This window comes from Mesorhizobium sp. L2C066B000, assembly GCF_000502335.1.
Taxonomy (GTDB): Bacteria; Pseudomonadota; Alphaproteobacteria; order Rhizobiales; family Rhizobiaceae; genus Mesorhizobium.
Window position 1 is genome coordinate 79443 of sequence record NZ_AYWZ01000018.1, and the last position, 17737, is coordinate 97179.

A 17737-nucleotide genomic window follows, 5' to 3' on the forward strand; every position below is an offset into this window, starting at 1 on the left:
GATGAAACTCACCCTTTCCTGGCTCAAGGATCATCTCGACACCGACGCCACGCTCGACGAGATCGTCGAGAGGCTGACCTCGATCGGCCTCGAAGTCGAGCATGTCGACGACAAGGCCGGCCTGAAGCCGTTCGTCATCGCCAAGGTGCTGACGGCGGTGCAGCATCCCGACGCCGACCGGCTGCGGGTGCTGACCGTCGACACCGGCAATGGCGCAGCCCCTGTCCAGGTGGTGTGCGGTGCGCCGAATGCCCGCGCCGGCTTGATCGGCGCCTTCGCCGCGCCCGGCGCCTATGTGCCCGGTATCGACGTGACGCTGACCGTCGGCAAGATCCGGGGCGTCGAGAGCCATGGCATGATGTGTTCCGAGCGCGAGCTGGAGCTGTCGGATGAGCACAATGGCATTATCGACCTGCCGGCCGATGCGCCTGTCGGCACCAGCTTCGCGGCTTACGCGCATCTCGACGATCCGGTGATCGAGATCAATCTGACGCCGAACCGGCCGGATGCGACCAGCATTTACGGCGTCGCCCGGGACCTGGCGGCAAGCGGGCTTGGCCGGCTCAAGACCGCGCCGGTCGAAGCGGTCCTTGGCAAAGGTGAAACGCCGGTCAAGGTGACCATCGAGGCGCCGGAGCTCTGCCCCGGTTTCGCGCTGCGCCTGGTGAAAGGCGTGAAGAACGGGCCGTCGCCGAAATGGCTGCAGCAAAGGCTGATCGCCATCGGCTTGCGCCCGATCAGCGCGCTGGTCGACATCACCAACTACGTCACCTTCGACCGTGGCCGGCCGCTGCATGTGTTCGATGCCAAGAAGGTCGCCGGCAATCTCGTCGTGCGCCGCGCACGCGACGGCGAGAAGGTGCTGGCGCTTGACGGGCGCGAATACACGCTGACGCCGCAGATGTGCGTGATCGCCGACGACAATGGCGTCGAATCGATCGCCGGTGTCATGGGCGGCGAGCATTCCGGCTGCGACGAGAACACCACGGACGTGCTGATCGAATCCGCTCTTTGGGATCCGATCACCACGGCCCGCACCGGCCGTACGCTCGGCATCATCACCGATGCCCGTTACCGTTTCGAGCGTGGCGTCGACCCGGAATTCATTGTGCCCGGCGTCGAGCTGGCGACAAAGCTGGTGCTGGAGTTCTGCGGCGGAGAGCCGACCGAGACGGAGGTGGTCGGCTATGCCGGCTACAAGCCGAAGATCGTTTCCTTCCCGATCTCGGAAGTGAAGCGGCTGACCGGCATCGAGGTGCCGAAGGCGGAAAGCCTCGACATCCTGACCCGCCTCGGCTTCAAGCCGTCAGGCTCGGGCGACGTCGTCGATGTCGCTGTGCCGTCCTGGCGTCCTGACGTCGACGGCAAGGCCGACCTGGTCGAGGAAGTGATGCGCATCCACGGCGTCGACAACATCGCGCCGCAGCCGCTCGGCGCGCATGACGCGGTCAACTCCAAGATACTGACGACGCTGCAGGTTCGCACCCGCACTGCCAAGCGCTCGCTCGCCGTGCGGGGCATGCTGGAGGTTCTCACCTGGTCGTTCATCCCGGCCAAACACGCCGAACTGTTCGGCGGCGGCCAGACGGCGCTGAAGCTCGCCAATCCGATTGCAGCCGACATGTCCGATATGCGGCCCTCGTTGTTGCCCGGCCTGATCGTCGCCGCGCAGCGCAATGCCGACAAGGGCATCGGCGATGTCGCGCTGTTCGAGGTCTCCGGTACCTATGAGGGCGACGGCCCCGACCAGCAGCGGCGCGTTGCCGCCGGTGTGCGCCGCGGCACCGCCAAGCTCGACGGTTCCGGCCGCAGTTGGGCCGGCAATTCCGGTCCGGTCGGCGTGTTCGACGCCAAAGCCGACGCGATTGCAGCGCTGGAAGCCTGCGGCGCGCCGGTCGACAGGCTGCAGATCGAGCCAGGCGGTCCGGCCTGGTATCATCCCGGCCGCTCCGGCACGATCAAGCTCGGCCCGAAGACAGTGCTCGGCACCTTCGGCGAGTTCCACCCGAAGACGCTGGAGGGGTTGGACGTTTCCGGACCGATCTGCGGTTTCGAGGTCTATATCGACGCCGTGCCGGAGCCGAAGGCCAAGCCGACGAAAACCAAGCCGAAGCTGGAGCTCTCCGCCTTCCAGGCAGTGAAGCGCGACTTTGCTTTCGTCGTCGACAAAGGGGTCGAGGCCGGCACGCTGGTGCGGGCGGCGCTCGCCGCCGACAAGAAGCTGGTCACCGGCGTCTCGGTGTTCGACGTCTTCGAGGGCGCTTCACTCGGTGCCGCCAAGAAGTCCATCGCCATCGAAGTGTCGATTCAGCCGGTTGAAAAGACGCTCACCGACGAGGATTTCGAGGCGCTGGCCAAGCGCATCGTCGACAATGTCGGCAAGCAAACGGGCGGCATGCTGAGAACGTAGAGCGGCTAACGCCGCCCTACGTATTTCGACTTCACGCAATTCTTAGGGAAAGCGCGTCTTAGGGAAAGCGCGGCGCGCTTTCCCAGTAAAACCGCTACACACTTTTCCTGGAATTGCTTCTGAGGATTGCCGGCAGTTGCGAATCGCTCTCCAAAGGGCGATGGACCATCTGCGCTATTCCGGTCTGCCGTTCGAAGCCCAGCGCGAAGCGTTTCTCGCCATGGTGTTGGCGGATGCGCTCGTCAGCGACGCGCTGGAGCGGGCCCGCACGCTGGCGTTGCCGGACTGGCTGGTGGTGTCCGGCGCGCTCTACAACAGCGTCTGGAACCACCTGACCGGCAAGGCGCCGGGCTACGGCATCAAGGATGTCGATCTCTTCTACTTCGATGACAGCGACCTGTCCTACGAGGCCGAGGACGCGGTCATCCGTCGAGCCGCGCAGCATTTCGAGGGGCTGGCTCTGCCGGCCGAGGTGCGCAACCAGGCACGGGTGCATCTGTGGTATCCGCAGAAATTCGGCCAGCCCTGCCCGCGCTATACGAGTTCCAGCGAGTCGGTGAGCTATTTCGCCTCGAAGACGCATGCGGTCGGGGTGCGATACGATGCCGATGGGCAGCTTGAGGTCGTGGCGCCGTTCGGGCTGGATGACCTCTTCGCGTTTCGCATCACGCCCAACCGGCTGATGGATAACAGGCGCACGCATGAGGCCAAGGGGGCGAGGGCGAAGGCGTGCTGGCCGGAGATTACGGTGGTGCCGTGGTGAGACTTACCCTCCCCGTTGTGGGGAGGGTCGGCTCGCTGTCGCAGCGAGGCGGAGACAGAGAGACGGGGTGGGGGTGCGCCTCACGAGGACCCCCACCCCGATCCGCTTCGCGGATCGACCCTCCCCACAAGGGGGAGGGTAAAGGCACTCACCCATTCACCAGCGCCAACAGCTCCTCCGTATAGCGCTTGCCAACCACCTTGTCCGGCGACAGCGCATCGCCGATCGCCGCGACCTCAGCCGCGCTCAGCTCGATCCCGACCGCCGCCGTGTTCTGCTCGAGATGGCGTATCTTTCTTGCGCCGGGGATCGGCACGATGAAGTCGCCCTGGTGCAGCACCCAGGCCAGCGCCAGCTGGGCCGAGGTGACGCCTTTTTCCACCGCCAGCTTTTCCAGCGTCGCAACGACCTTGGCATTAGCGGCCATGGCGTCGGCCTGGAAACGCGGCAAGGTCCGGCGCCAGTCGTCGTCGCTGAGGGCCTCGGGCTTGGCGATGGTGCCGGTGAGCAGGCCGCGACCGAGCGGGCTGTAGGGGACGAAGCCGATGCCGAGTTCGCGGCAGACATCGAACACTTCGTCTTCGGGGTCGCGGCTCCAGAGCGAATATTCACTCTGCACGGCAGCGATCGGATGCACGGCGTGCGCCCGGCGGATGGTGGTGGCACTGACCTCCGACAGGCCCAGCGCCCGCACCTTGCCGTCGCGCACCAGTTCCGCCATGGCGCCGACCGTGTCCTCTATCGGCACGCCGGGATCGACGCGGTGCTGGTAGTAGAGGTCGATGACATCGGTATCGAGCCGTTTCAGCGAGGCTTCCGCCACTGCCTTGACGTGCTCCGGGCGGCTATCGACGCCAACCATACGTTCGAGGCCTGAGCCTTCCTCGGAAATCTTGAAGCCGAATTTGGTGGCGATCGTCACCCTGTCGCGCACCGGCTTCAACGCCTTGCCGAGAAGGATCTCGTTCTCAAAGGGACCATAGACTTCGGCGGTGTCGAAAAACGTCACGCCGATCTCGACAGCGCGGCGCAGCGTGGCGATTGCGTCCGCCTCGGCCTGACCGCCATAGGCGAAGCTCATGCCCATGCAGCCGAGGCCGACGGGGAAGACTTCGAGTTCAGTACCAAGTTTGCGGGTTTTCATGGCGCGTCTCCTTGTTGCGATGAAAGAGAGATAGCGCTTGGCTTTACGTTCGATAATTGGCTGTCATTCGCACGGGCTGTTCTATAAAATAGAGCAATGAACCGAGCGCATCTTTCTCAACTCGCTGTACTGGCAACAGTCGCCCAATGCGGCAGTTTTCGTGGCGCGGCGCGCGAACTGGCCATAGCGCCCTCGGCAGTGAGCCATGCCGTGTCCAGCCTGGAGGCGCGGCTCGGCGTGCGGCTTTTGGCGCGCAGCACCCGCAGCGTAGCGCCAACGGAAGAGGGCGCGCAGTTGCTCGAACGGCTGCGGCCGGCGCTGTCCGAGATCGATCTGGCGCTGGAAACGGCGATCGAGGCGCGCGACCGGCCGGCCGGGAACCTGCGGCTGACCGTGCCGCGCACCGCGGCCCACCTGGCATTGACGCCCAGGCTCGGCGGCTTTGCCGCGGCCTATCCTGACATCGTGCTGGAAATCGTCATCGAGGATCGCTTCACCGACGTCGTCGAAGGCGGCTTCGATGCCGGCGTGCGGCTCGGTGAGAGCCTGCAGCGCGACATGATCGCGGTGCGCATCGGACCGGACCTTCGCGGCGCCGCGGTCGGCGCGCCATGCTATTTCGCGACCATGCCAAGACCCCGCCATCCGCGCGATCTTGCCGACCACCGCTGCATCCGCTTCCGTTTTTCCAGCGGCATTCTTTACCGCTGGGAATTCGAGAAGGATGGCGAAGAGATCGAGATCGCGGCGCAAGGGCCGCTGATCCTCGACGAAGACCATCTGATCGCCCAGGCGGCGGTCGACGGCGCTGGGCTCGCCTTCGTCTTCGACGATTATGTGCGCGCGCCGCTCGCCGACGGTCGCTTGATCCGCGTGCTGGAAGACTGGTGTCCGCCCTTCGACGGTTTCTTCGTCTACTACCCCAGCCGCCGCCAGATGCGCCCGGCGCTGCGGGCGTTTGTGGATTTCTTCAAGGTCGGTGCTTAGCCACCTCCCCCTTGTGGGGAGGGTCGATCCGCGTAGCGGATCGGGGTGGGATCTTCGTAGGGCGCTACCCCCCACCCCGTCGCTTCGCGCCGACCCTCCCCACAAGGGGGAGGGTGGAAGAAAGCCCAGCTGCCATTCGTTCACCAACCATGCCGGCATTCATCACCAACAACTCAACCCGCTACGGCTGGGCGGCGATCGTCCTCCACTGGCTGATCGGCATCCTGTTCATCGGCCAGTTCATGCTCGGCTTCATCATGGTGCGGTTGACCAGCCAGCGCACCGCCTTCGAGCTGATCCAGCTGCACAAATCCTTCGGCTTCCTGCTGCTCGGCCTCCTCATCCTGCGCATTGCCTGGCGGCTCGGCAATGCGGCCCCGGCCTTGCCGGCCTCGGTCGGAGGGCTGGAGCGTCGGACGGCGCCGCTGGCGCATCTGGCACTTTATGGCTTCCAGCTCGCGGTGCCGCTGTCCGGCTGGGCACTGGTTTCGGTGTCGATGCTGGAGATCCCCAGCATGCCGTTCAACCTTTTCGTGATGCCGAACCTGCCGCTCGGCGTGTCCGATGCGGCGGAAAACTTCTGGGCGGTAGCACACTGGTATCTCGCCTATGCCGGCATTGCCTTGGTCGCGCTGCATGCGCTGGCGGCGCTGCGGCATCATTTCTGGCTGCGCGACAGCGTGCTCACGCGCATGATCACGCCTTCGTCAGATCAGGACATGGAATAGGGCGCGCCGCGCATTCGTTCATTGGGGTGAGGGCGCAACACTTCGCTTGCCCCAGAAGGACAAAACCCATGTATGCGCGCATCTTCGGATTGGCGGCTGTTGCCGCTTGCCTTGCCATGCCTGTCTCCGCCGCTGTGGACCTCGGCGACGCCGCCGGCAGCTACACGGTCAACCCGGCCAGCTCCAGCATTCGCTTCTCCATCGGCAAGGTCGGTGGCGGCGGCCTCGACGGCGCCTTTGGCCGCTTCAAGGGCTCTATCCGCATCGACAACAGCGATGTCGGCCGTTCCGCGGTCAACTTCACCATCTATCCCGAAAGCGTCGGCACCGGCCAGGGCCGCATCGACGCCTTCCTGCGCTCCGATGCGGTGTTCGACGTGGCCAACAGCCCCGAAATCCAGTTCCGCTCGACCAGCGTAACCCGAACCAGCGACACCACGGCGCTGGTCAGCGGCCGGCTGACGGCGCGCGGCAAGACGTTTGCGGAAAAGTTCACTGCCGAGCTCGGCGGGCTGAAGGGTGGCGTCATTAAATTCCACGTCACCGGCAAGGTGCTGCGCTCCCGCTACGGCATGGATGTCGGCACGCCGATCTATTCGAATATTGTCGATTTCGACATGACGCTGACGGGCAAGCGAGGCTAGCAGGACCAGCGATCCGCATTGGCTTTTCCCGCAATTTCGGGCAAACCTCTTCGCCTGTAAATCGATAGGAGAAGCCTGATGTTCCGATGGGGTGTTTTGTCGACGGCCAAGATCGGCCGCGAGCAATTGTTGCCGGCAATCGTCGAGGCCGAGAATGGCGTTTTGTCCGCGATCGCCAGCCGCGACCTGTCGAAGGCCGAGGCCCTGGGCGAGCGGTTCGGCGCCAGGCATGCCTTTGGTTCGTATGAGGAGCTGCTCGCTTCGAAAGACGTCGACGGCGTCTACATCCCGCTGCCGACCTCGCAGCATGTCGAATGGACGGCCAAGGCCATCGAAGCGGGAAAACATGTGCTGGTGGAGAAGCCGCTGGCGCTCGACGCCAAGGACATCGCGCCGCTGATCAAGCTGCGCGACAGCAAGAAGGTGCTGGTCTGCGAGGCCTTCATGGTCATCTACCACCCGCAATGGATCAAGGTGCGCGATCTCATCGCCGATGGCGCCATCGGCCGGCTGCGCCATGTGCAGGGCGCCTTCTCCTATTACAATGTCGATCCCACCAACATGCGCAACCAGCTCGATCTCGGCGGCGGCGCGCTGCCTGATATCGGCGTCTATCCGACGGTGTCGACGCGGTTTTCGAGCGGCAAGGAGCCGCTGCGCGTGCAGGCGACGATCGAGCGCGACAAGAAATTCGGCACCGACATCTATTCCTCGATCCGCGCCGATTTCGGCGATTTCGAACTGTCCTTCTATCTGTCGACGCAGATGGCGGCGCGGCAGGTGATGGTGTTCCACGGCGAGAAGGGTTTCATCGAGGTGTTCTCGCCGTTCAATGCCGGGCTCTACGACCATCACCGCATCGAATTGCACAACCAGAACCACACCGAGGCGCAGGTGTTCCGCTTTCCCGGCACGCAACAGTACCGGCGCGAGGTCGAGACGTTTGCCAGGGCGGCACAGGGCGGCAAGGAGCGTATCTTCACGCTGGAGGAGTCCGTACTCAACCAGAAGGTCATCGACGCCATCTTCCGCGCCGGTGCCAAGGAAGGCTGGGAGGCCGTCTGATACACCAATCTTAGCCGGTAATTTCATGGGAGAAGGGCATTGTGCATGCGGACGCTCCTTTCCTATTGGACTGACGATCTCACGCGCCTCTGAGCGTCAGGTGCAAGGTCTCGGCGAAGCGATCGGGATAGGGCGCAAAGCCCATATGGTCGCCGGGGAAGGCGGCGCGCTTGCTGCCGAGCCTGTCGGCCAGCGCCTTGCCCATGCCGTCGATCGGCTGGCCGATGGACTCTTCGCCGATGCCGACCACGACCGGGCGGCCGCGCAGCGCCTCGATATCAGGACGGTAGAGCGACAGCGGCATGACGCCATGCGCCAGCCAGTATTCGAAATTGCCGCTGACCCTGGCAAAGGTCTCGGCCTCCTCGGGCGACGGTTCGAACGAAGGCGGTCCGTCCTGCGGCCCGGCTTCATCCTGACCCGGCCCTTCCGACAGGCTGTTCTCGCTGAAGAATTTCTGCATCGCCGCCTCGACACCCTGGCTGCGATAGGTGTCGTGCAGGTCGCGCATGCCGGCCAGTGACGGCGACGGGTCGTGGAGCAGCATCATGCTGGGCGGCTCATGCGCCACCAGTGCACGAACCCGGCCGGGATGGCGGGCGGCGAGGTTGAGCCCGATCTGGGCGCCGCCGCTGGTGCCGAACACATAGGCCGGTCCGGCGGCAAGCGCCTCGATCAATCGCGCGGCATCGTCGCCATGGACATCGAGGTCCTGCTCTTGCGGCTCTCCGTCGAAGGTGCTGCGCGAATTGCCGCGCGGATCATAGGCGACCACCGTGTAGCGGTCGGCGAGGTGGCCCGCGACATCGGCGAAGACGCCGGCGTCCTGCGGTCCGCCGGGGATTATCAACAGTACGGGGCCGGAACCGCGCATCTCATAATAGAGGCTGGCGCCCGGTACTTTCAGCGTCGACGTTTGGGGGGTCATGTCCATCTCTCCTGTTGTTCTCATGTCAAAGTTCGGCTTTGCGCCGGGTCCGATCATTTGCTGGCGACAACCATGCGGTTGCCCTCGCTGTCGCGGAATTCGGCGACCGTGCGGCCCGGCTGCCAAGGCGCTTCCTGCGGCTCGGTGATGATTTCGACGCCGCGCGCCTTCAGGCCCGCGACCGTTGCCTCGACATCGCCATCAACGAGCACCAGCACGGGCTCAGTGCCCGGCGTGTCATCGGGGCGTTTGACGAAATGCAAATTGGTGACGGCGCCGGGAAATGTCAGCTCGATCCAGCGCCAGCCGCTGTCGCCCATCAGCTGGTCCTCCGCCACCTGGCAAGCAAGATGTCCGGTGTAGAAGGCCTTGGCGCGGTCCTGGTCGAACACCGGCAATTCGGCAAACTGGATGTGCATGATGGGTCTCTCCTGCTCCTGGACGGCTGCCGCGCAGCCGTCGACGGGAAAGACGATCCGGACGATCGAAAAGATTCGCCGGGCGACGAATCTTTTCGAGGCCGCGAAACGTCTTCTCTGTGCAGAGTTGAAAAACAGGAGACGACAATGGGCTGCAATCTCATCCGCTACGGCGTGAAGGACGAAAGCATCGCCGAGAACCGTATGCTGGTTGCACAGGTGTTCGACGCACTCGACGACACGAAGCCGCAATCTGTGCGCTACCTCGTCCTGGAACTGGAGAATGGCGAGTTCATCCATCTTGTCAGCCAGGATGGCGACGGCCTGACCGGGCTCGCAGCCTTCAAGGCCTTCAGCGCCGATCATGCCGGACGCCGCTCGACGCCGCTTGCCAGATCGCCGGCAAAGATCGTCGGCAATTATCGTATGCTGGCCGGCGAGGTCGTGCCGGCTTGAATGCAAAGACCGGCATTTAGGGAACGGACAGGATGAACACAGCAAAACTCGACCGCGTTGCCCTGGAGGCGATGCTCGGCTCCTTGCGACCGAAGCTGCACCGCTACTGCGCCCGCATGGCCGGCTCGGTGATCGATGGCGAGGACATCGTCCAGGAGACACTGATCAAGGCACTGCAGGCCATCGACGGCGACGCCGCCGTCGAGCGTCCGGAGCAATGGCTGTTCCGCATAGCCCACAATGCCGCGCAGGATCATCTGCGCCGGCGCCAGCGGGAGCAGGCGCGCATGAGCGAGACCGACATGACGACGATCGAAGACCCCTCCGCAAGCGCCGATGCGAGGCTCGCCACCGCCGCCAGCCTGCGAAGCTTCATGCAGCTGGCAACAGTGCAGCGCAGCGCCGTGATCCTTGTCGACGTGCTTGGCCTCAGCCTGCACGAAACCTGCGAAGTGTCCGGCGCGACCCTGGCCGCGACCAAGGCAGCGCTGCATCGCGGGCGGTCGCAGCTGCGCCTGCTGGCGTCACAGGACGAGCAGGCGCCTGCCCCAAAACTCGACACCGGTGACGAGCGGCGCCTGCGCCGCTATGTCGACCTGTTCAACGCGCGCGACTTCGACGCCGTGCGCGCGTTGATCGCCGAGGACATCCAGCTTGAAGTCGTCAATCGCACCCGCATGCGCGGCAAGGCGCAGGTTTCCAACTATTTCGGCAATTACGACCGTGTCCAGGATTGGGCGCTGTCGCTCGGCTTCGTCGACGGCAGGCCGGCCATCCTGATCCGCAGCCCGCAAGCGGGAGATGACGCCGTGCGCGGCTTCATGCTGGTCGACTGGCAGGATGGAAAGGTCAGCCATATCCGCGATTTCCGCTACGCGCCCTATTGCCTTGCCGATGCGGACATCCGCTTCATCGACGAGTAAGCATCGGCCAGAGAGCGCGGGCTTCGCGCCTCAGGCGAAGCTTTGCAAATTGGCGTCCTGCAGCTTGGAGCCGGCGAGCAAGGCCTCGAGCACCTGCTTCTTGAGCGACAGGCACTGCGAGCGGGCAAGCTTTGCGATGGCCGAGACTTCGGCCAGCTCGCAGGCAAGCACCAACTCCTTCTGCTGGCCGATGATCGCTTGCGTGAAGTCGCGCGATTTGAAGCCGAGATGGAGGACACGCTCCGACTGGTCGAGCGTTTGGTCGAGCAGGCGAACCAGGCGCAGATTGCCGGAGAGTTCAGCCAGGGCCAGGCGAAAGGCGCGGTCGGCTGCCAGAAAGGCGACATGGCTGCGCAGCGTCTCCGGCTTCAGCACCTTCTGCGCCGCCAGCCTGATGTCGTCGAGCCCGCGTTCGGTGAGGTTGGCCGCGGCCACCCGGAACACTTCCGGCTCGATCAGGCTGCGGACGTCGAAAATCTCGTTGACGTCGCGCAGGCTAAGCGGTGCGATGACATAGCCGCGGCGCGGCTCGCTCTTGATCAGCCCTTCCTGCGTCAGGCGGGCCAAAGCCGAGCGGATCGTCGCCTTCCTGATCTGGTAGCGGTCGCCGATCTGCTTTTCGGTCAGGCTTTCGCCGGGTTGCAGGACGCAGGCGACGATGTCGCTCTTCAGCTGCTCATAAGCTTCCTCGCTGCGCAATATGTCGGCGGTCGACGGCGCCTTGACGGCGGACGGTGACACTGATTTCGGAAGAGCCATATCTGCCTGCCCGTGTGGTCTGCCCGCGTGGTCTGCCCGCGTAGTCTGCCCGCGTAGTCTGCTTGCCGGTTTCGACCATCCGGTTGACGGGTCTGCCGGCATTCGCTACCTGAGCATCTCAGTTGTATTGATTGAGCTTCCCAATGGAGATGACGACAAATGTCTCTTGCCGCCAACTCGCCTCTCTACGCCGTAACCGCCGATATCGTCAACGCAGCCAAAGGTGCTCATGCCTTCGAACGGGTCAAGGCGGTGCTGCGCGAACACACCGATCGCTTCCATGCATCAGGCGTGCTCGCGCATGAGGAAGACGACGATGAGGTGCTGCTGCATGCCAGCCCTGACTTGACCATCTACCACATCACGCTTTCGCCCGGCCTGCAGTACCCGCCGCACAACCATCTGATGGATGCGCTGATTGGCATCTACAAGGGCAGCGAGACCAACTTCATCTATCCCGTCGACGGCAGCGAGATCGATGCGCCGGAACGCCACGACGTCGCGGCGCCCGCGGTGGTGCATATGAACCCGGATACGGTGCATGCGGTCGCCAACACCGGCAGCGCCCGCTCGGGCGCACTGCATGTCTATCTCGGCAATCTGACGGAGACCCACCGCCACATGTGGAGCCCGGACAGCACCCACGCCGAGCCGTTCGACAATGAGCGGTATCTGGCTGGGGCGAGGCCGATTGGGCCCTGACCGGGAAAGGCGGAATAACGGTCGCCGCATACCGGCCCATTTCAAGAACACCACAGCGCGTTGATTAGCGCAGTTAGTGCGGCAGGCTGATGCTGGCGACTGGGGTAATACATGAAGAAGCCTGGAATAGGCGGCATCCAGTTCTCCAGCACTCGAATGAGGCGGTGCTCGGCAACGTGTTCCGCGACCTGCTCTTCATATGTGAGCTCAAGACCGGCTAGCGGATCGCAGGAAATCACAGTTTCGGCGGAAATGGCGCGCCCGAAGAGATTCGAACTCCTGACCCCCAGATTCGTAGTCTGGTGCTCTATCCAGCTGAGCTACGGGCGCGCAACAGGCCATGCTTTACATAGCCCCGCTAACCGATCCTGACGACCGGCCGCGACAAGACGTGTTCCCTAGCGACTGAATTTCCGAAAAGCAAGCCAATCCGGCAAAAGTTTTGTCGCAGCTGCTTTCGACGGTGCCGATCAAGGGGTGCTGAGATTCAGCTCAGTCCGGCTTCGGCTGAATATCAAATACAGCTCAGGCAGGGCGGCGCAGGCCGTTGCGGGCCTGGTCGAGGCGGACCGGCTGGTCGGGGATGGTGACGGCGAAGGTGGTGCGGCCGCCGATCGATTCGACCAGTTCCACCGTGCCGCCATGGGCGCGGATCAGCTCGTGCGCGATGGCCAGGCCAAGGCCGGTGCCGCCGCTGCGGGCCGAGCCTCGAAACGCCGCGAACAGGTTTTCTCGCGCCTTCGCCGGCAGGCCGGGACCGGTGTCGGTGACAATGATGCGGCTTACGCTGCCTATGCGCTCGGCCGATACGGCGAGCCGGCGCACCAGCGCGCTCTCGGCGTCGGCCGCCATCGCCTGCACCGCGTTTCGGCACAGATTGGTGAGCACGCGAAACAGCTGGTCGGAATCGGCATCGACCTCGAAGGCGAGCTCGACGGCATTGACGAATTCGATGCCGCCCTCGATGTCGAGCAGGCCGTGGACGTCGTCGACCAGCTGGCGCAGCCGCAAGCGGCGGCGTGAGGGCGCCGGCTCCTGCGTGCGACCATAGTGGAGCACGCCTTCGGAATAGGAGACGGCTCGGTCGAGCGCGCGCAACAGCTTTGGCGCGAAGGCCTGCACCGTCGGGTCCTTGACCAGGCGCAAGCGGTCCGACATCAGCTGCGCCGAGGCCAGGATGTTGCGCATGTCGTGGTTGATCTTGGAGACGGCGAGGCCAAGGTCGGCAAGGTGCTTCTGCTCCGACAGCATCTTTTGCAGCCGTTCCTGCATCTGCGACAGTTCGCGCTCGGCAACGCCGATCTCGTCGGCGCGGGCGGCCGGGTGGATGATGCGCCCTGGATCGTCGGGCGCCTCGGAGAAGGACAGCATCGAGCGCGTCATGGTGCGGATCGGGCCGATCATGATCAGGTCGATCGCGGCATAGACCAGCATTGCGGTGAACAGCGAGATCAGCAGTGAGACGAAGGCGACGTTGCGCGAATAGCGCAGCATGGCGTTGCGCAGGGAATAGTCGGGCATGATCAGCTCGAATTCCTTGTCGCTGTCGCCGACCGGGCCGAACACCCGCAGCATGCGCTTGCCGCCGAAGAACAGCGTATCCAGCGCCCCGGTCATGCCCTTGATCATGCCGACATTGGCGATGTCGATGTGCTCGTCGACCTGCGGCGGCATCTCGGCCACCACCAGCAGGCGCGATACGCCGCCGTCGCGCACCGCGATCGCCTTGGCGCCGATTGCCATCAGCACGTCGTTCTGGGCGGCGCGGGAGAGCGAATTGGGCTCGCCCTGCACCAGCACGATCGACACCGCGGCAGCGGTGCTTAGCCGCTCCTTCAGCCAGGCCAGGCGGTAGCTGGCGATCCAGGGCAGGAAAATGAGGACTTCGGCCAGGAGCACGAAGACAATGGTGAGCAAGAGCAGCTTGGTCGACAGGCCGCGCGCCAAGGGCACTGAACGATTGGGCACCGAACGGCTCGCAACCGGGCGAACGGTCGCCGGGCTGGCATCGGCTGTCGCCGGGCCGCTCCCTTCATCCGCTGATGCAACTTCGCTCATTAAGGCCTGTCTTCACAAACGCTTGATCGGTTGAGATTAGGTGATTGCGGCTTTTTTGCCAATTTCATCCTTCGTTGGACGATGGTGCCAGCAATAAAGATAGCCTCGAGCTGGGTGTTCGCGCCGCGACGAACGGGGTGTCGCGTCGTGACGAACTGGCAGTTCGCACTGCGACGAACTGGCGTTCGCGCTGCGACGAACTCATAGTTCGCGCTGGATTGACTCCCAAAATCCTTCTTTCTATAAGCCGCTCACGCTCGGGCCATTCGTCCCGGCGCGGTTTCGATCGCGCCAATGCCGGCCCGGCAAAGCTCCTGTTACACAGTGACAGAATCAAGAAGGGCCGCACCCCGCGGTATTAAAACAAATGAAGCGTACCTACCAACCGTCCAAACTCGTCCGCAAACGCCGGCACGGTTTCCGTGCTCGCATGGCCACCAAGGGTGGTCGCGGCGTCGTCGCAGCTCGCCGCAACCGCGGCCGCAAGCGGCTCAGCGCCTGAACGGAAGACGAGATCGTTGCCCGCAACCGGCAAGCCAGTGGGACCAAACCCCAAGCGGCTTCTGAAACGTGCGGAATTCCTGGCCGTCCGCCGCGGTGAAAAGCGGCGCGGGCGGCTTTTTCTCGTTGAAGTTCTCGACCGCAAAGACGGTCTGCCGCCGCGCGTCGGCTTCACCGTCACCAAAAAGGTCGGCAATGCGGTTGTGCGCAACCGCGTCAGGCGGCGGCTGAAAGAAGCCGTGCGCACCCATGCCGCAAGTGACATGGCGCCCGGCAATGACTATGTCATTGTCGGGCGTGAAGACGTGCTCACCATTCCGTTCGGCCACTTGAAGGCCGAACTCTCCCGCCGTCTCAGCGGAACACGATAGGCCAAGGGCTTTCGATGGAAAATAACCGGAACTTCTACATCACCATCGTCTTGTCGGTGCTGATCCTCGGGCTGTGGCAATATTTCTATGTGCTGCCGCGGAGCGAACAGCAGCGCGAGGCGGCCCGCATCGAAGAGCAGCGGGCGGCGGAGCAGAAGAAGGCGGCCGAGGCCGCCAATCCCGGCGGCACGCCGGCGCCCGCGGCGCCCGGCGCCATTCCAAACGCGCCCGGCACCTATGTCACGACGCCGGAAGGCCGCGCGCAGGAAGTGGCCAAGACGGCCCGCGTCAACATCGACACGCCGAGCCTGTCGGGCTCGATCAACCTCACCGGCGCCCGCCTCGACGACCTAAAGCTCAAGCACTACACCGAGACGGTCGACAAGACATCGCCGCAGATCCAGCTGCTCAATCCGCAGGCGCTGCCCACCGGCTATTATGCCGAGATCGGCTTTGTCGGCAGCGACACGACCGGCACGGTGCCGGGCCCGGAAACGGTCTGGAGCGTCGACGGCAATGCGACGCTGACGCCGGCGACGCCAGTGACGCTGACCTTCACCAACGACAAGGGCCTGACCTTCAAGCGCACGATCTCCGTCGACGGCGACTACATGTTCACCGTTTCCGATGCGGTGCAGAATTCAGGCTCGACCCCCGTCACGCTGTCCAATTACGGCCGCGTCATCCGTTTCGACAAGCCGGCCGTCGCCAGCTCCTATGTGCTGCATGAAGGCCTGATCGGCGTCACGGGAACCGAAGGCCTGCAGGAGCACAAATACGCCGACATCGAGAAGAACAAGCTCTATACGCCGAGCAAATCGACCGATGGCTGGCTTGGCATCACCGACAAATATTGGGCGGTCACCCTGGTGCCGACCGAGAAGCAGCCCTTCCAGCCGCACTATGCCTATTACGACAATGGCCGCCCGCGCTACCAGTCGGACTTCCTCACCGACCCGATCACCATTGCCGCCGGCCAGTCGGCGACGGTCGAGACCGAGATCTTCGCCGGCGCCAAGGAAGTCAACAAGATCAACGCCTACGCCCAGGATCGCCAGATCAGGCTGTTCGACCGGCTGATCGATTGGGGATGGTTCATCTGGATCACCAAGCCGATGTTCTACCTGATCGACACGCTGTACAAATTCTTCGGCAATTTCGGTCTGGCCATCCTTGCCACCACCGTCGTCGTCAAAACCCTCTTCTTCCCGCTCGCCAACAAATCCTATGCGTCGATGGCGAACATGAAGAAGGTGCAGCCCAAGATGCTCGAGATCCGCGAGAAATACGCGGACGACAAGATGAAGCAGCAACAGGCGATGATGGAGCTGTACAAGACCGAGAAGATCAATCCGCTCGCCGGCTGCTGGCCGGTGGCGCTGCAGATCCCGGTGTTCTTCTCGCTCTACAAGGTGCTCTACATCACCATCGAGATGCGGCACGCGCCGTTCTTCGGCTGGGTCCAGGATCTGGCCGCGCCCGATCCGACCTCGGTCTTCAACCTGTTCGGCCTGCTGCCCTTCGCGCCGCCGGCATTCCTGCCGCATATGGGCGCCTGGGCGGTGGTCATGGGCATCACCATGTTCCTGCAGATGCGCATGAACCCGACGCCGCCGGATCCGACGCAGGCGCAGATCTTCACCTGGATGCCGGTGATCTTCACCTTCATGATGGGCAGCTTCCCGGCCGGCCTCGTCATCTACTGGGCCTGGAACAACACGCTGTCGATCCTGCAGCAGGGCGTGATCATGAAGCGCCAGGGCGCCAAGATCGAATTGTGGGACAATCTGACGGCATTGTTCCGAAAGAAACCCTCGCCAGCTGAATAAACAGCGTGGCAATCAAAGCCCCGGCTCGTCCGGTGTTTTTTGTGGACGAGGCGCGCATCACGTTCCCGTGAGGCGCGAAACTTGCGGCGTGCAACCGGCGTGGCTGCTGCTTGTACCGCCAAGGCCGATCAACACCGATCAGCTCTAATCCGAAGACCGCTGTTTTTGATCCGTGACCCCGTCATGTCCATCGCGGGGATGCGGCGCGCGGAATGGGCATTCGCCTTTAAATATTTGTTATCATTATCCTTTTTTACTCTGCACCGAAACTTTCCCGCAATCGCCGCGTAACTCTTCCCGACAATCGAATCAACAATTGTCGCACCAGAAGGGTTCTCCAATGGCAAAGTCCATCCTCAAGGCATTCTGCTTTTCCGCCGGCCTGGCTCTATCGGGCCTCGCAGCTACGACGGCCTATACGCTCGCCAATCCCGCCGTTGGCGGCGCTGCGATGCTGACCTCGAAGAACATCGTCGAGAACGCCCTCAACTCGCCGATCCACAAGACGCTGGTTGCCGCCGTCAAGGCCGCCGGCCTGGTCGACACGCTGGAAAGCGCGGGACCCTTCACGGTGTTTGCGCCGACCGATTCCGCCTTCAAGAAACTGCCGGCCGGCACCGTCGCCACGCTGGTGAAGCCCGAAAATAAGGACAAGCTGACCAAGATCCTGACCGCCCATGTCGTGGCCGGCAAGATCTCGGCCAAGGATATGATGACCAAGGCCAAGGCGATGGGTGGCAAGTATGAAATGAAGACCGTCAGCGGCGACACGCTGATCGCCGAGGTAAAAAAAGGCGCGCTTTATATCGTCGACGAATCCGGCGGCGCCGCCAAGGTAACGGTCGCCGACGTCAACCAGTCGAACGGCGTCATCCACGTCGTCAACAAGGTGCTGTTGCCGAAGTAACGGCTTTACGCAACGGGGAATGACGGCGGGCTGCGACGGGCTTTCTCGGTCTGCCTTCCCCACCTCACGAGCATAGGCGCTAAGATAGCTTTGGCATGGACTGAAACTTGCGCTTTCGTGGTGGTTCGCGCCAGCGATATCGC

18 protein-coding genes and 1 tRNA gene are annotated in these 17737 nt (G+C 63.6%); 13 read left to right on the forward strand and 6 right to left on the reverse strand.

Translation table 11 applies throughout. The annotated features are described in order from the left end of the window. Position 1: 1 nt before the first annotated feature. Positions 2-2410 carry a phenylalanine--tRNA ligase subunit beta gene (gene pheT, locus X733_RS139925; RefSeq protein WP_023819905.1) on the forward strand — a complete coding sequence of 803 codons (2409 nt, stop codon included), beginning with the start codon at positions 2-4 and terminating at the stop codon, positions 2408-2410. Between the two features lie 160 nt (positions 2411-2570). Continuing rightward, positions 2571-3173 (forward strand): nucleotidyltransferase family protein, encoded by a 603-nt coding sequence (locus tag X733_RS139920; protein WP_023672277.1) that lies wholly within the window; start codon positions 2571-2573, stop codon positions 3171-3173. Positions 3174-3321: 148 nt separating this feature from the next. On the opposite strand, the gene X733_RS139915 is transcribed toward X733_RS139920, so the two are convergent. Further along, positions 3322-4317 (reverse strand): aldo/keto reductase, encoded by a 996-nt coding sequence (locus tag X733_RS139915; RefSeq protein ID WP_023703777.1) that lies wholly within the window; start codon positions 4315-4317, stop codon positions 3322-3324. 96 nt (positions 4318-4413) lie between these two features. Here X733_RS139915 and X733_RS139910 point away from each other — a divergent pair, with 96 nt between their 5' ends. From X733_RS139910 to X733_RS139895, 4 genes are all read left to right on the forward strand, one after another. Beyond that, positions 4414-5304 (forward strand): LysR family transcriptional regulator, encoded by an 891-nt coding sequence (locus tag X733_RS139910; RefSeq protein WP_023819906.1) that lies wholly within the window; start codon positions 4414-4416, stop codon positions 5302-5304. A 149-nt stretch (positions 5305-5453) separates the two neighbouring features. Further along, the gene (locus X733_RS139905) at positions 5454-6032 is read left to right on the forward strand and encodes a cytochrome b (RefSeq protein ID WP_023687445.1); all 579 of its coding nucleotides are present in this window, start codon (positions 5454-5456) and stop codon (positions 6030-6032) included. A 68-nt stretch (positions 6033-6100) separates the two neighbouring features. Then, entirely contained in the window at positions 6101-6676 is a 576-nt protein-coding gene (locus tag X733_RS139900; protein WP_023672273.1) for a YceI family protein, read from the forward strand. A gap of 78 nt (positions 6677-6754) precedes the next feature. Continuing rightward, on the forward strand, positions 6755-7741 hold the full coding sequence (locus tag X733_RS139895; protein ID WP_023819907.1) for a Gfo/Idh/MocA family oxidoreductase: 987 nt from the start codon (positions 6755-6757) through the stop codon (positions 7739-7741). Between the two features lie 79 nt (positions 7742-7820). Here X733_RS139895 and X733_RS139890 read toward each other — a convergent pair whose 3' ends face one another. Together X733_RS139890 and X733_RS139885 are read right to left on the reverse strand one after the other, a co-directional pair. Then, positions 7821-8669, reverse strand: coding sequence for an alpha/beta hydrolase (locus tag X733_RS139890; RefSeq protein ID WP_245274515.1), 849 nt, complete (start codon positions 8667-8669; stop codon positions 7821-7823). Positions 8670-8722: 53 nt separating this feature from the next. Then, a complete protein-coding gene (locus X733_RS139885) occupies positions 8723-9088 on the reverse strand; it encodes a VOC family protein (protein ID WP_023672270.1) in 366 nt (121 codons plus the stop codon). 147 nt (positions 9089-9235) lie between these two features. Between X733_RS139885 and X733_RS139880 the strand changes: the two genes are divergently transcribed. Further along, complete coding sequence (locus tag X733_RS139880; RefSeq protein ID WP_031193992.1) at positions 9236-9544, forward strand: hypothetical protein; 309 nt, start codon at positions 9236-9238, stop codon at positions 9542-9544. 32 nt (positions 9545-9576) lie between these two features. Further along, positions 9577-10467, forward strand: coding sequence for a sigma-70 family RNA polymerase sigma factor (locus X733_RS139875; RefSeq protein ID WP_023819910.1), 891 nt, complete (start codon positions 9577-9579; stop codon positions 10465-10467). Positions 10468-10497: 30 nt separating this feature from the next. Here the strand turns inward: X733_RS139875 and X733_RS139870 are convergent, their stop codons facing one another. Beyond that, positions 10498-11226, reverse strand: a complete 729-nt coding sequence (locus X733_RS139870) for a GntR family transcriptional regulator (RefSeq protein ID WP_023714481.1) — start codon at positions 11224-11226, stop codon at positions 10498-10500. A gap of 159 nt (positions 11227-11385) precedes the next feature. Between X733_RS139870 and X733_RS139865 the strand changes: the two genes are divergently transcribed. After that, the gene (locus X733_RS139865) at positions 11386-11928 is read left to right on the forward strand and encodes an autotransporter (RefSeq protein WP_023819911.1); all 543 of its coding nucleotides are present in this window, start codon (positions 11386-11388) and stop codon (positions 11926-11928) included. A 253-nt stretch (positions 11929-12181) separates the two neighbouring features. Here X733_RS139865 and X733_RS139860 read toward each other — a convergent pair. Together X733_RS139860 and X733_RS139855 are read right to left on the reverse strand one after the other, a co-directional pair. Next, a tRNA-Arg gene (locus X733_RS139860) sits at positions 12182-12258 on the reverse strand. A 195-nt stretch (positions 12259-12453) separates the two neighbouring features. Further along, on the reverse strand, positions 12454-13986 hold the full coding sequence (locus tag X733_RS139855; protein ID WP_023687452.1) for a HAMP domain-containing sensor histidine kinase: 1533 nt from the start codon (positions 13984-13986) through the stop codon (positions 12454-12456). A 367-nt stretch (positions 13987-14353) separates the two neighbouring features. Here X733_RS139855 and rpmH point away from each other — a divergent pair, with 367 nt between their 5' ends. From rpmH to X733_RS139840, 4 genes are all read left to right on the forward strand, one after another. Next, complete coding sequence (rpmH, locus tag X733_RS1000000168665; protein WP_008833937.1) at positions 14354-14488, forward strand: 50S ribosomal protein L34; 135 nt, start codon at positions 14354-14356, stop codon at positions 14486-14488. A 16-nt stretch (positions 14489-14504) separates the two neighbouring features. Continuing rightward, the gene (rnpA, locus tag X733_RS139850; RefSeq protein WP_023681360.1) at positions 14505-14858 is read left to right on the forward strand and encodes a ribonuclease P protein component; all 354 of its coding nucleotides are present in this window, start codon (positions 14505-14507) and stop codon (positions 14856-14858) included. 14 nt (positions 14859-14872) lie between these two features. Further along, positions 14873-16687 (forward strand): membrane protein insertase YidC, encoded by a 1815-nt coding sequence (gene yidC / locus X733_RS139845; protein ID WP_023681359.1) that lies wholly within the window; start codon positions 14873-14875, stop codon positions 16685-16687. A gap of 340 nt (positions 16688-17027) precedes the next feature. Further along, complete coding sequence (locus tag X733_RS139840) at positions 17028-17594, forward strand: fasciclin domain-containing protein (RefSeq protein WP_023673244.1); 567 nt, start codon at positions 17028-17030, stop codon at positions 17592-17594. Positions 17595-17737 lie beyond the last annotated feature (143 nt).